At 69.0% G+C, this 12543-nt stretch carries 13 protein-coding genes and 1 pseudogene; 9 read left to right on the plus strand and 5 right to left on the minus strand.

What is annotated here, in order from left to right; translation table 11 throughout:
- The 3 genes and pseudogenes from AAC997_RS16375 to hemC all read right to left on the minus strand — a co-directional run.
- Positions 1-240, minus strand: a pseudogene (locus AAC997_RS16375) (hypothetical protein); the annotation flags it as partial.
- Between the two features lie 3 nt (positions 241-243).
- Positions 244-936: a uroporphyrinogen-III synthase gene (locus AAC997_RS16380; RefSeq protein WP_340646771.1), complete on the minus strand. Its 693-nt coding sequence runs from the start codon at positions 934-936 to the stop codon at positions 244-246.
- A 52-nt stretch (positions 937-988) separates the two neighbouring features.
- Entirely contained in the window at positions 989-1942 is a 954-nt protein-coding gene (gene hemC / locus AAC997_RS16385) for a hydroxymethylbilane synthase (protein WP_340646772.1), read from the minus strand.
- A gap of 68 nt (positions 1943-2010) precedes the next feature.
- On the opposite strand from hemC, the gene tsaD reads away from it, so the two are divergent.
- The 6 genes from tsaD to AAC997_RS16415 all read left to right on the plus strand — a co-directional run bounded on the left by tsaD (position 2011) and on the right by AAC997_RS16415 (position 6948).
- Entirely contained in the window at positions 2011-3099 is a 1089-nt protein-coding gene (gene tsaD / locus AAC997_RS16390) for a tRNA (adenosine(37)-N6)-threonylcarbamoyltransferase complex transferase subunit TsaD (protein ID WP_340646773.1), read from the plus strand.
- Positions 3096-4094 (plus strand): NAD(P)H-dependent glycerol-3-phosphate dehydrogenase, encoded by a 999-nt coding sequence (locus tag AAC997_RS16395; protein ID WP_340646774.1) that lies wholly within the window; start codon positions 3096-3098, stop codon positions 4092-4094. The genes tsaD and AAC997_RS16395 overlap by 4 nt, the downstream gene beginning before the upstream one ends.
- Before the next feature lie 11 nt (positions 4095-4105).
- A complete protein-coding gene (locus tag AAC997_RS16400) occupies positions 4106-4390 on the plus strand; it encodes a YciI family protein (protein ID WP_340646775.1) in 285 nt (94 codons plus the stop codon).
- Positions 4387-4755, plus strand: a complete 369-nt coding sequence (locus AAC997_RS16405; protein ID WP_340646776.1) for a Rieske (2Fe-2S) protein — start codon at positions 4387-4389, stop codon at positions 4753-4755. The genes AAC997_RS16400 and AAC997_RS16405 overlap by 4 nt, the downstream gene beginning before the upstream one ends.
- Positions 4756-4814: 59 nt before the next feature.
- A complete protein-coding gene (locus tag AAC997_RS16410) occupies positions 4815-5531 on the plus strand; it encodes a class I SAM-dependent methyltransferase (RefSeq protein ID WP_340646777.1) in 717 nt (238 codons plus the stop codon).
- A 199-nt stretch (positions 5532-5730) separates the two neighbouring features.
- The gene (locus AAC997_RS16415) at positions 5731-6948 is read left to right on the plus strand and encodes a cell wall hydrolase (protein WP_340646778.1); all 1218 of its coding nucleotides are present in this window, start codon (positions 5731-5733) and stop codon (positions 6946-6948) included.
- A 19-nt stretch (positions 6949-6967) separates the two neighbouring features.
- Here the strand turns inward: AAC997_RS16415 and AAC997_RS16420 are convergent, their stop codons facing one another.
- Positions 6968-7717, minus strand: a complete 750-nt coding sequence (locus tag AAC997_RS16420; protein WP_340646779.1) for a creatininase family protein — start codon at positions 7715-7717, stop codon at positions 6968-6970.
- Between the two features lie 77 nt (positions 7718-7794).
- Positions 7795-9171 (minus strand): cytochrome P450, encoded by a 1377-nt coding sequence (locus AAC997_RS16425; protein WP_340646780.1) that lies wholly within the window; start codon positions 9169-9171, stop codon positions 7795-7797.
- Between the two features lie 88 nt (positions 9172-9259).
- On the opposite strand from AAC997_RS16425, the gene AAC997_RS16430 reads away from it, so the two are divergent.
- From AAC997_RS16430 to AAC997_RS16440, 3 genes are all read left to right on the plus strand, one after another.
- Positions 9260-9916: a TetR/AcrR family transcriptional regulator gene (locus AAC997_RS16430; RefSeq protein ID WP_340646781.1), complete on the plus strand. Its 657-nt coding sequence runs from the start codon at positions 9260-9262 to the stop codon at positions 9914-9916.
- A 77-nt stretch (positions 9917-9993) separates the two neighbouring features.
- Positions 9994-11934, plus strand: a complete 1941-nt coding sequence (gene acs / locus AAC997_RS16435) for an acetate--CoA ligase (protein ID WP_340646782.1) — start codon at positions 9994-9996, stop codon at positions 11932-11934.
- Positions 11935-11957: 23 nt separating this feature from the next.
- Positions 11958-12542: an SRPBCC family protein gene (locus AAC997_RS16440; RefSeq protein WP_340646783.1), complete on the plus strand. Its 585-nt coding sequence runs from the start codon at positions 11958-11960 to the stop codon at positions 12540-12542.
- Position 12543: the final 1 nt, after the last annotated feature.

Consider the following 12543-nt stretch of genomic DNA (forward strand, 5'->3'; position numbering starts at 1 on the left):
GTCCACCGGCGGCGGGGCGGCGGCGGGTTGGATCGGGGGCGGGGCGAGGGGCCGCAGGTCGGCGAGGTCGGAACTGACGGCCGGCTTCGGCTTGACCGGGAAGACGTGCGGTCCGAACCGGGACAGGGCGAAGCCTGCGACCACACAGACCAGGCCGAACACCACCATAACCCAGAACATCGGCCCCAGCAGCCGCACGGGGCTGTCGGCGGACGGCGGAGGCTCTGTCGGGTCGCTCATGATCTAACGGTCTATCAGATTCAACAGCGCCGCTTCGAGAGGAAAGGGTGCGAACACCTTGGCCGCCATCCGGGTCCGGACCAGCGGCTTCATCACCGCCTTGGAGAGGCACAGGGCCCGCATCCGCGGCAGGGGCTGCTCCTTCAGCATCGCGGCCAGGGCCTGGGCGGCCTTGGGGGAGTGCAGCAGGACGGCGTCGATCTCCGGCAGGATCGCCAGCTCTTCCGCCGTCAACTCCGCCGGGCCGGTATCGTAGAGGATCAGGCGCCTGGCCTCGATGCCGTGGACCTCCAGCGCCCCCACCAGGTCGCCGGCCGGTTCGGCGGCGCCGGGATGCAGCACGCAGCCCTTCAGGTCGCGCTTGCGGGCGGCGATGCCTTCGGCCAGGGCCTCGACGTCCCCGTCGGCCGACAAAACATTCCTGAAACCGGCCGCGCGGACCGCCTGGGCGGTGGCGGCGCCGACGGCGAAGACTCGAAGCGACCTGTCCGGCGTCGCCTCGATGAAGGCCCGCACGCCGTTGGCGCTGGTGAAGGCCAGCGCGCAGACGCCCTGCAGATCAACCTCGACACCCTCCACCGGCTCGACCTTGAGCAGGGGGGCGACGAAGGGCTCGTGACCCAGGACGCGGACGCGGGCGGCTGTGGCCTCGGCGGCGGGCTGGGCGCGGGTGATCCAGATCTTGCGGCTGCTCATTGTCCACACACGGTTGAGCCAAGCTCAGCCATAGCGCAACCCAAGGCGGTTTTCATGTCTCGTGAAGGGCGAGCAGATCGCCGCCCTCCTCGAGCACCTGGGCGCCGAGCGAAAGGCCCAGTTCGCGGGCCACGGCCTCATGGTCGCCGACCAGCAGGGCGTCACCCTCGCGGCGGAACCGGTGGAGGCCGTCCGGCGACAGGGCCTCGACGATCAGGTGGATGCGGTCCCCCAGCAGACGGGCATGGGCGCCGATGGCGGTCTTGCAGGAGCCTTCCAGGGCCATCAACGCGCCGCGCTCGGCGGCGACGGCCACGGTGGTTCCGGTGTGGCGGACGGCGTCCAGCCAGGCCAGGCCGACGTCGCCGACGCGGGTCTCGATGGCCAGCGCCCCCTGACCGGGGGCCGGCGGGACCGCGATGGGATCGATCAGACTCTTGGGCAGGTGACCCAGGCCCAGCCGGTTCAGGCCCGACATCGCCAGCAGGATGGCGTCGGCGTCACCGGCCTGCAGCTTGGCCAGCCGCGTGTCGACATTGCCCCGCAGCATCTGGACGTCGAGGTCGGGCCGGCGATGCAGGGACTGGGCCTGGCGGCGCAGCGAGGCGGTGCCCAGGCGCGCGCCCTGGGGCAGGTCTTCGAGGCGATCGGCCTTGAAGGACAGGAAGGCGTCTCGGGGATCTTCCCGCTCAGGGATGGCGGCGATGGTCAGACCCTCCGGGCAGACCGCCGGCATGTCCTTCAGCGAGTGGATGGCGCAGTCGATAGCGCCCTCCAGCATCGCCTCCTCGATCTCCTTGGTGAACAGGCCCTTGCCGCCGATCTCCAGCAGACGGCGGTCCTGAACCCGATCGCCGGTGGTGGTGATGATGATCAGCGGGGCGACGCGGTCGGCGTCCTCCGGCGGAGCGCCGAGGGCGGCGGCGATACGGCGTTGCATCATGCCGGCCTGGGCCAGCGACAGCTTGGAGCCTCGGGCTCCGATCCGGACAGGTTGCGTGGACACGGCGGGAGGGCTACCTCGGCGGGGACTGAGCCGTTGGCTACAGGACGGAACCCCAAGCCGCAACGCAGATGACCGACCTAATCCTCCTGGGCCTTGAAACGAGCTGCGACGAAACCGCCGCCTCCGTGGTGCGGCGGTCGGCTGACGGCGCCGTGGAGGTGCTGTCCAGCGTCATCGCCAGCCAGATCGCCGCCCACGCCCCCTATGGCGGTGTGGTCCCCGAAATCGCGGCGCGCGCCCACGTGGAGTCCATCGACGCCATCGCCGCCCAGGCCATGAGCGAGGCGAGCGTGACCTATGGCGAGCTCTCCGGCGTGGCCGCCACCGCCGGGCCTGGTCTGGTGGGCGGGGTGATGGTGGGGCTATCCTTCGGCAAGGCCGTGGCGCTGGCCCGCGGCCTGCCGCTGATCGCCGTAAACCATCTGGAGGGCCATGCGGTCTCGGCCCGGCTGGCCGCCGACATCCCCTATCCCTTCCTGCTGCTGCTGGTCTCCGGCGGGCACTGCCAGCTGCTGGCCGTGGAGGGGGTGGGCGCCTGCAAGCGCCTGGGCTCCACCATCGACGACGCCGCCGGCGAGGCCTTCGACAAGATCGCCAAGAGCCTGGGCCTGCCCTATCCCGGCGGCCCGGCCCTGGAAAAGCTGGCGCAGGGGGGCGACGCCACCGCCTTCACCCTGCCCCGCGCCCTGCTGGGGCGCGACGGCTGCGACTTCTCCTTCTCGGGCCTGAAGACCGCCGCCGCGCGGCTGGCCGAGACCGTCACCACGGAGACCCAGCGCAAGGACCTGGCCGCCTGTGTCCAGACCGCCATCGCCCGCCAGTTGTCGGACCGCACCGACCGGGCCATGGCCGCCTACGCCATGACCCGAGGAAACCGCGACCTGCGCTTCGTCGTCGCCGGCGGGGTCGCGGCCAATGGCGCGGTGCGGGCCAGGCTGATGGAGACCGCCACGGCTCGCGGCTTCTCCTTCGACGCCCCACCCCTGGCCTACTGCACCGACAACGCCGCCATGATCGCGCTGGCCGGCGCCGAACGTCTGGCGCTGGGCATGACCGACACCCTGGATGCGCCGGCCAGGCCGCGTTGGCCCCTGGACGCCGCAGCGGCCCTGTCCAATCCCACCCACGCATTCGGACGCAAGGGCGCCAAGGCATGAGCATGACGACAGCAGGGGTGATCGGCGGCGGCGCCTGGGGCACGGCTCTGGCCCTGGTCTGCGCGCGCGCCGGCCTGACCACCACCCTCTGGGCCCGGGAGGCCGAGGTCGTGGACGCTATCCGCGCCAAGAACGAAAACAGTGTCTTCCTGCCGGGCATCCCCTTCGACAGCCCGGTGACCCCCACCGGCGACATGGCCGACCTGGCGGCCTGCGACCTGATCCTCAATGTCACCCCGGCCCAGCACCTGCGGGCCAGCCTTGCGGCCTTCGCGCCGCATGCGCGGGCGGGCGTGCCGATCCTGCTCTGCGCCAAGGGGGTGGAGCAGGGGTCGCTGAAACTGATGACCGAGGTCCTGGCCGAGACCTTGCCCGACGCCTGCCCCGCCGTGCTGTCGGGACCGAGCTTCGCCGGCGAGGTGGCCCGTGGCCTGCCCACCGCCGTGACCCTGGCCTGTCCCGACGAGGATCTTGGCCGCGATCTCGCCGAGGCGATCGCCAGTCCGCTGTTCCGTCCTTACCTCGCCACCGACATGATCGGCGCCGAGATCGGCGGGTCGGTGAAGAACGTGCTCGCCATCGCCTGCGGGGTGGTCGAGGGCCGTGGCCTGGGACGCAGCGCCCACGCCGCCCTGATCACCCGGGGCTTCGCCGAACTCACCCGCCTGGCCGAGGCGCTCGGCGGCGAGGCGGAGACCGTCGCCGGGCTCTGCGGGCTCGGCGACCTGGTGCTCACCTGTTCCAGCGCCCAGTCGCGCAACAACCGCATCGGCTTGGCCCTGGGCAAGGGCATGACCCTGGACGAGGCCCTGGCCAGCCTGGGCGGCGCCGTGGCCGAGGGCGTGGCCTCGGCGCCCGCCGTGCGGGGCCTGGCCGCCAAGCATGGGGTGGAGATTCCCATCTGCGACGCCGTGGCCGCCATCCTGGCGGGCGAGGCCGATATCGACGCCGCCATCGCCGGCCTGCTGTCGCGGCCGCTCAAGACCGAATTCTGAAGGAAACGCCCATGGCCCTCTTCGTGATGATCTGCCTCGACAAGCCCAACTCTCTGGACCTGCGCATGGCCACGCGCCCAGCCCACCTGGCCTATGCCGGGACCTTCGCCAGCGTCGTGAAGCTGGGCGGGCCGATCCTGGACGACAAGGGCGACATGGCCGGCTCCCTGATCGTGATGGAGGGCGAGACCGAGGAGGTGGCCCGCGCCTTCAATCGCGACGATCCCTATACCCTGGCCGGACTCTTCCAGAGCGTGCAGGTTCTGCCCTTCCGCGCGACCATCGGAAGCCTGTGAACCGCAACGAGCCCGACAACCCGGCAAGGCCCCCCGCCGGACAGCGCCTCTGCGCGCTCGCCGACCTGTCCGATCCGGGCGCCAAGGGGTTCCGTTTCCGCCATGAGCGCGCCCTGTTCGCGGGGTTCCTGGTCCGCCAGGGCGACGCCATCTCCGGCTATGTCGATAGCTGTCCGCACAACGGCTGGCCGTTGGCCGTCATGGACGACCGCTATCTCACCCGCGAGGGCGACCGGATCATCTGCGCGGCGCACGGGGCGATGTTCCGTCCGGCCGACGGGCTTTGCGTCGCCGGCCCTTGCGCCGACGACCAACTGCGACCCTGGCCGGTGACGGTGGTGGACGGCGAAATCGTCACGGCCTGACTCTTCCTTAACCCGCCACGGCTAAGCCTCTTGTCCTTGCTATCCAAGAGGAGCCTGTCATGGCTGACGCCCTTCGCGCCCTGGCGACCATGAACCACCGGTTCGCGCCGCAGTTCGCCAAGACCATGCTGGCCACGCCGCGCGCCGACGATGACGCCGCCGCCTTCGCCGCCCACTGCAAGGTCATGGGCTTCGAATTCACCGAAGGCTGGGCCGATCAGAACATCCCCTTCGTCTCGCCGCTGCTGCGCGACTTCGCCGCCAAGCGTGGGTCTGTCCGCTACATGGAGATCGGCGCCTATGAGGGGCGGAACCTCGCCTTCATGGACTGGCTCTTGCCGGCCAAGCTTGACGTCACGGTCATCGATCCGTGGTTCGACGAGGACCTGAACCCGGAAGAGAAGTACCACGCGGTCGAACCGCGCTTCGGCCGCAACACCGCCAAGCTCGGCTTTTCCAAGCTCACGACCCACAAGGGGTTCTCGACCTATGAACTGCCCAGGATGCTGGAGCGGAACGAGACCTATGACCTGATCTATATCGACGGCTCGCACACGGCCTGGGCCGTGGGCGTGGACCTGGCCTATTGCGCGGCCCTGCTGGAGGTCGGCGGGATGATGGTGCTGGACGACTACTGGCACCACGAGAGCGAAATTGGAGGGCCGGGCGTCAAGCAGGCGGTGGACGCCTTCCACGGAGTCTTCCGGCGCTACTTCGACATCACCGCCGTCTATCGCCAAGTGGCCCTGACCAAGATCCGAGAAATCCCGCGCTGATTACTGCCAAGCTCTGCTGAGAGCTTGTTCTGGGCGCACGCCCCGGGACTCCCGGGCGCGGGCTGACTGTTTGGCGGGCGGCGCCCGCCATAGTTAATGCAAAATAAAAGATTCCAGGTAGCGCGCTCCCCATTTCGGGGTTATGGCGTGCGACTTGCAATTGCTGCGGCGCACTGTCCCAGGAAAAGAACCCGCTGTGTTGAGTCGTTTCCGTCATATCCTGCAGGCCGCCATAAGCCGCCTGCCACGACGCGATGCGATCCACCTCGTGGGTGTGGAGCTGGCCCTGGCGGCCGCCCTGACCGCCGGCATCGCGGTCGCCGCAGCCCCGGACGGCCGCAATGAACGCCTGGCCCGCCTGACCAAGGGCGAGGTCTCGGCCCAAGCCTTCGCCCGCCTCAAGGCCGGCATGGATCCGGCGATGTTGACCCTGGCCAGCCGCGTCGAACCCCGCATGGGCGGGCTGATGACGCCCACCGGTGCCGTGATCAATCCTGACGCCGGCGCCCTGCCACAGGGCGCGGCGGTCGACGCCGCCGTCATTCGCTTGCAGGACCTTGATCCCGACCAGGCCCGCGCCTGGAACCTGGCCAATCCGACCTCCGTCCTGCCCAATCCCGCGGCCCGCCCGTTCAAGCTGAACACCGGCGGCATGCTGGACGAGGCCCGCGCCATCGATTGCCTGACCGCGGCCATCTATTACGAAGCCGCCTGGGAAAGCGCCGACGGCCAGCGCGCCGTGGCCCAGGTCGTTCTGAACCGCATGCGCCACCCGGCCTTCCCCAAGACGGTCTGCGGCGTGGTCTTCCAGGGCTCCAACCGCACCACCGGCTGCCAGTTCAGCTTCACCTGCGACGGGGCGATGAACCGTCAGCCGCAGGAAGCCACCTGGCTGCGCGCCCGCAGCATCGCCTCGGCGGCCCTGAACGGCTACGTGATGAAGAAGGTCGGCACCGCCACCCACTATCACGCCAACTATGTCGCCGCGTACTGGAGCCCCAGCCTGGTGAAGGTCGGCACGATCGGCGCCCACATCTTCTATCGCTGGACCGGCGGTTCGGGCCTGCCCCCCGCCTTCTCTGGAAGGTATCTCGGCACCGAGGCCGAGGGCATGCAGATCGCCGCCCTCGACAGGTACGCCACCACCCCCCGGATCGACATCTCGAATGCCCGGGACTCGGTCGAGGAGGCCCTGCCGGTGGAGGTCGCGGTCGCCAGCAAGGCGCCCAAGGCCGCCGACGGCAAGACCCCGGCCGGCTCGCATGAGACCCAACTCGCCAAGGCCGAGCCCCTGGTCACCGTGGCCGACGCGGCCAAGGACGCCGGCGCCCTGCTGAAGGCCGAGGACCTCGATTGGACCGGCCAGCCCAAGCGCAAGGGCCCGCCGCGCCTGGCCATGCCGAGCTCCAGCTTCTAGGGCGTCTCGCGGCGCCGGTTCAGCCCGGCGCGACCTCCGCCGAGAAAGCGTTCACGTCCTCGATCAGGCCCGCCGCGGCCATGGCCACCAGCTCGCCACCCTTTTCCGGCGTGGCCAGGGCGGGGTCCGACCCCATGCGGCCATCGGCGTATCGGGCGCGAAAATCCAGCGCTTCACGGATGGGACCGGTCGGCGCGATCTGCGGCGCATAGCTGGCGGTCTTGATGGCGTCGGGATAGGCCCACTGGGTCACGGCGATCTCCGAGGGGGTCGCGTGACTGCCGTGGCCCACGGGGAACTGGCGGTTGGCCAGGGCCAGGACGCCCCGCAGCTCCCACCAGTTCTTCAGCTTCATGGAGAAACCCCGAGGCTGTCCGGCGAAGCTGGCCTCGGCATAGAGTTCGGAGAACGCCGCCTCGATCGTGTGGGTGTTGCCGCCGTGGCCATTGAGGAAATAGATCTTCTCGAACCCGTGGTGACCCAGCGAGCGGCACCAGTCGCCGATCGCGGCGATGAAGGTCGAGGGCCGCAGCGATATGGTGCCAGGGAAACCAAGGTGATGCTGGGCCATGCCGATATTGAAGGTCGGCCCCACCAGGATATCGCCGGTCTTCTGGGCCTCGTTGGCGATGATCTCCGGGCACAGCCAGTCGGTGCCCAGCAGGCCGGTCGGCCCATGCTGCTCATTGGAGCCGATCGGGATCACCACCGTCTTGGAGCGTCCAAGGAAGGCTTCGATCTCGGGCCAGGTGGAGAGGTGCAGCAGCATGGAACGGTCCTAGGCGGGAACAGAGGGTCTGCTTCCCACATAGTCCCTTCAACACCCGCCGGTAAGCACCCCTGCGCCTATCTGCGGTGCAGGATCATCGGCAGACCCCCGCGCGGGCGCATGGTGATCCTTTGCTGGATCTCGACCTCATGGCCGGGCTTCAGCTCCAGACGATAGCGCTGCGCCAGGGTGCTGAGGATGAGCATGGTCTCGGTGATCGCCAGTGAGGCCCCGATACAAACCTTGGGGCCTCCGCCAAAGGGCATGTAGGCGAAGCGCGGCCGTTCCGGCGCGTCCTTGGCGAAGCGCTCAGGATCGAACCGGCCGGGGTTGTCCCACAGCAGCTGGTGCCGATGCAGGATCCAGGGCGCGATGGCGACCATGCCACCCTTCGGGATCGCCATGCCGCAGATCAAGTCGGCCTCCAGGGCCACGCGGGTGGAGATGCCCGGCGCGGCCGGATAGACCCGCATCGCCTCGTCCACCGCCATGCGGGTGTAGGTGAGGTTCGGCAGGTCTTCATGGGTCGGGGACCGGCCGGCCAGCACCGTATCCAGCTCCTCATGCATCCGGGCGGCGACCTGCGGGTGTTGGGACAGCAGGTACCAGAGCCAGCACATGGTGGCCGCCGTGGTCTCGTGCCCCGCCAGGAAGATGGTCACCACCTGGTCCCGGATCTCCTTGGGACTCAGGGTCGCCCCGCCCTCGCTGTCGCGGGCGGCGATCAGCCGGCTGAGCAGGTCCTGCGGCCCGTCGGTGGGGGCTGCCAGGCGCGCCTCGATCATCCGGGCGATGTCGGCGTCCATCTCCGCGAAGATCGCCGCGATCCGCTTCTCGCGCGCCCGGAAGCGGATGTCCCCGATGCCCGGCAGGATATCGAGGAGGCTCATGTTCAGCTCGCCCATGGCCCGCTCCATGGTGTCGCGCACATTGGCCGAGACGCTCTCGCCGTCGGTGGAGAACATGGTCCGCGCGATGATTTCCAGGGTGAGATCGGTCATGGCCTCGGCCACCTCGATCTCCGCGCCGTCAGGCTGCTGGTCCCAGCGGCCGCGGAAGGCGAGCGCGCTGGCGGCCATGGCCGGCGCATAGGCGGCGACGCTTGGAGGCGAGAAGGATGGCGCCATGGTCCGGCGATGGGTGCGCCACAGCTCGCCGTCGGTGGAGAGCAGTCCGTCGCCGAACATCGCCGAGAAGTAGCGCCGCTCCCGCTCGGTCTTTGGATAGTTGGCCACCTTGTCCAACAGCACCTGCTTCACCCCGGCGGGGTCGCTGATCACGTAATAGGGCACGCCGGTGATGGTCGGCACCTTCAGCACCGGGACCTCGTAGGCCTTCGGCGGGATGGTGGGGAAGGGGTGCCTGCGCGCCGCCTTGTCCAGACTGAACCACGGCGTTCGGGCCGGCGGCGGATCGGAACCCACCAGATTCGGCGCGGTGTCGGCGAAGCTCATGCCACCCTCACAATTTAACGTCGTTAAGCTGACTTTACGCCGTTAAATTCGATTTACAAGCCGACTTCGATGTCCGACCAACTGACCTATGCCCCCGCCCGCCAAGGTCCGTCCGCAACTCAGCCCCGATCTCGTCGTGGACGCCGCCGCCAAGGTGCTGGAGAGGGACGGATTCGATGGCCTGACCATGCGGGCGGTGGCCGCCGAGTTGAAGGTGCAGGCGCCGGCCCTTTATTGGCACTTCCCCAATAAGGACGCGCTGCAGGTGGCGCTCTACGACCATCTGATGGCCGATCTGGTCTTCGAGCTGGAGGGCCGCGACTGGCGCGAGGACATTTCCCGCATGGCCCAGCAGCTGCGCCGCCACCTGCTGGCCCGCCGGGACGTAGCCCGGCTGCTGCCGCACGGCTTCTTCGTCGGCCCCAACATCATGGCCCAGGCCGAGATGATCCTGGCGATCCTGATGCGGGCGGGTCTGGCCCCCAAGGACGCGGGCTACGCCATGAGCACCGGCTTTTCCTATGTGGTCACCTGGGTGATCGGCGAGGCCGATCTGATCGCACGGCGCGCCACCGGCCATGACGGCAATGATGAGTTGGCCCAGGCGATGGTGGCCACGGGGGCCTATCCCCATTTCGCCCAGGTGATCGGAAGCTTCGAGGTCGGCGGCGACGTCGATGGCCAGTTCGTCTTCGGCATGAACTGCCTGATCGCCGGTTTCGAGCAGCTGATCCCGAAAGGTTGATTTCTGGCCCTGCCTGTTGCGCCGGGCGGGCGCCCTCCGCATAACTCGCAGCCAAGTTTTGATGGGAGTTAAGAACGGTGAGCGAGGGCGAAGTTTTCCCGGTTCCCGCGGCCTGGGCCAAGCGGGCCAAGATGAACGCGCAGACCTACGAGGCCGCGGTCGCGCGGGTCGAGACCGACTCCGACGGCTACTGGACCAAGGTTGCAGAGCGCCTGGACTGGATAACGCCCTTCACCCAGGTCAAGGACACCTCGTTCCACAAGGACGACTTCCACATCCGCTGGTACGCCGACGGGGTTCTGAACGTCTCGGTCAACTGCCTGGACCGCCACCTCGACAAGCGCGGCGACCAGATCGCCATCATCTGGGAGAGCGACGAGGGGACCCCCTGGGATAACCTCACCTATCGCCAGCTGCACGCCGAAACCTGCCGCATGGCCAATGTGCTGAAGGCGCGCGGGGTCCAGAAGGGCGACCGGGTCACCATCTACCTGCCGATGATCCCCCAGGCCGCCGTGGCCATGCTGGCCTGCGCCAGGATCGGCGCGGTCCATTCGGTGATCTTCGGCGGCTTCTCGCCCGACAGCATCGCCGGCCGGATTCAGGATTGTGACTCGAAGATCGTCATCACCGCCGATGAGGGTCTGCGCGGCGGCAAGACCGTGCCTCTGAAGCGCAATGTCGACGAGGCCCTGGAGCAGTGCCCGGGCGTCACCGATGTGATCGTCGTGCGCCGCACCCGCGCCGACGTGCCGATGAAGGCCGGCCGCGACGCCTTTTATTCGGACCTCAAGCAGGACGTCTCCGACACCTGCGAACCCGAGCCGATGAACGCCGAGGATCCGCTGTTCATCCTCTACACCTCCGGCTCGACGGGTAAGCCCAAGGGCGTGCTGCACACCACCGGCGGCTACCTGGTCTGGGCGGCCCACACCCATGAGCTGGTGTTCGACTACAAGCCCGGCGAGGTGTTCTGGTGCACCGCCGATGTGGGCTGGGTCACGGGCCACAGCTACGTCGTCTACGGCCCGCTGGCCAATGCGGCCACCTCGGTGATGTTCGAAGGCGTGCCCAACTACCCCACCAATTCCCGGTTCTGGGAGGTGATCGACAAGCACAAGGTCAACACCTTCTACACCGCCCCCACCGCCATCCGCGCCCTGATGCGCGACGGCGACGAGCCGGTCCTGAAGACCTCGCGCAAGTCACTACGCCTGCTGGGCACGGTGGGCGAGCCGATCAACCCCGAGGCCTGGCTCTGGTATCACCGGGTGGTGGGCGACGGCCGCTGCCCCATCGTCGACACCTATTGGCAGACCGAGACCGGCGCCTGCCTGGCCTCCCCCCTGCCCGGCGCCACGCCGCTGAAGCCCGGCTCCTGCGCCAAGCCCCTGCCCGGCGTGAAGTTCGAGCTGGTGGACGCCGAGGGCAAGGTCCTGGAGGGCGCCACCAGCGGCAACCTCTGCATTACCGACAGCTGGCCTGGTCAGATGCGCACGGTCTATGGCGACCACGAGCGGTTCTTCGCCACCTACTTCTCCACCTATGCGGGCAAATATTTCACCGGCGATGGCTGCCGCCGCGACGAGGACGGCTATTACTGGATCACTGGCCGGGTGGACGACGTGATCAACGTCTCGGGCCACCGCCTGGGCACCGCGGAGATCGAGAGCGCCCTGGTGAGCAACGAGAACGTGGCCGAGGCCGCCGTCGTCGGCTTCCCGCACGATATCAAGGGCCAGGGCGTCTACTGCTTCGTCACCCTGAAGGCCGACGTCACCCCCACCGACATCCTGCAGGCCGAGCTCAAGGGCTGGGTGCGCCGGGAGATCGGGCCCTTCGCGGCGCCCGACGTGGTGCAGTTCGCGCCGGGCTTGCCCAAGACCCGCTCGGGCAAGATCATGCGCCGCATCCTGCGCAAGATCGCCGAGAACGACCTGTCGAACCTGGGGGACATCTCGACCCTTGCCGATCCCTCAGTGGTCGACGACCTCGTAAAGAACCGGATCGGCAGCTGACCCCGGCGGGCGCAGGAGGGCCCGTGCGGTTCGCCTTCGCCCTCGCGGCCCTGCTCGCCGCCCCGCCCGCTGCGGCCTGGGAACCCACCGACCAGGTGCTCGCTGGGCTGTCGCGCGGCGCCTATGTGGAGGTCCGACCCGACCCGGACGGCGCCTCGGGCCTGATCCGCGCCGTCGAGGAGATCGCCGCGCCGCCGGAGGTGGTCTGGTCCCTGCTCACCGACTGCGATCTGGCGCCGCGCATGGCGCCCGGCTTGAAGAGCTGCCGCATCCTCCAACGTGATCCGGGGGGACGGTGGGACGTCCGCGAACAGATCGCCCGCCCGCCCCTGATGCCGCGCTTCCGCAGCGTGGTGCGCTCTGATTTCGAGCCGCCGAGGCGGCTGCGGTTCCGCCGCACGGACGGGGACCTCAAGGTCCTGGAGGGGGAGTGGCGGCTGACACCGCTCGCGGGCGGTCGCGCCACCCGCGTGGTCTATGAGAGCCGGGCCGCCAGTCCCTACGCCGCGCCTGGTGCGCTCGTCCGCCTGGTCCTGCGGCGCGACGTCCTGGCCGCCCTCGCCGCCCTGAAGCGGGAGAGTTTGGCCCAGGCGGCGGCGGCGCGCTAAG

It is taken from the genome of Phenylobacterium sp. (assembly GCF_037968635.1).
Lineage (GTDB): Bacteria > Pseudomonadota > Alphaproteobacteria > Caulobacterales > Caulobacteraceae > Phenylobacterium.

Bases quoted from the DNA above. Each gene is read 5' to 3' on its own strand.
- AAC997_RS16380 (WP_340646771.1), bottom strand. From the start codon at position 936: ATGAGCAGCCGCAAGATCTGGATCACCCGCGCCCAGCCCGCCGCCGAG.
- tsaD (WP_340646773.1), top strand. From the start codon at position 2,011: ATGACCGACCTAATCCTCCTGGGCCTTGAAACGAGCTGCGACGAAACC.
- AAC997_RS16395 (WP_340646774.1), top strand. From the start codon at position 3,096: ATGAGCATGACGACAGCAGGGGTGATCGGCGGCGGCGCCTGGGGCACG.
- AAC997_RS16400 (WP_340646775.1), top strand. From the start codon at position 4,106: ATGGCCCTCTTCGTGATGATCTGCCTCGACAAGCCCAACTCTCTGGAC.
- AAC997_RS16410 (WP_340646777.1), top strand. From the start codon at position 4,815: ATGGCTGACGCCCTTCGCGCCCTGGCGACCATGAACCACCGGTTCGCG.
- AAC997_RS16420 (WP_340646779.1), bottom strand. From the start codon at position 7,717: ATGCTGCTGCACCTCTCCACCTGGCCCGAGATCGAAGCCTTCCTTGGA.
- AAC997_RS16425 (WP_340646780.1), bottom strand. From the start codon at position 9,171: ATGAGCTTCGCCGACACCGCGCCGAATCTGGTGGGTTCCGATCCGCCG.
- AAC997_RS16430 (WP_340646781.1), top strand. From the start codon at position 9,260: ATGCCCCCGCCCGCCAAGGTCCGTCCGCAACTCAGCCCCGATCTCGTC.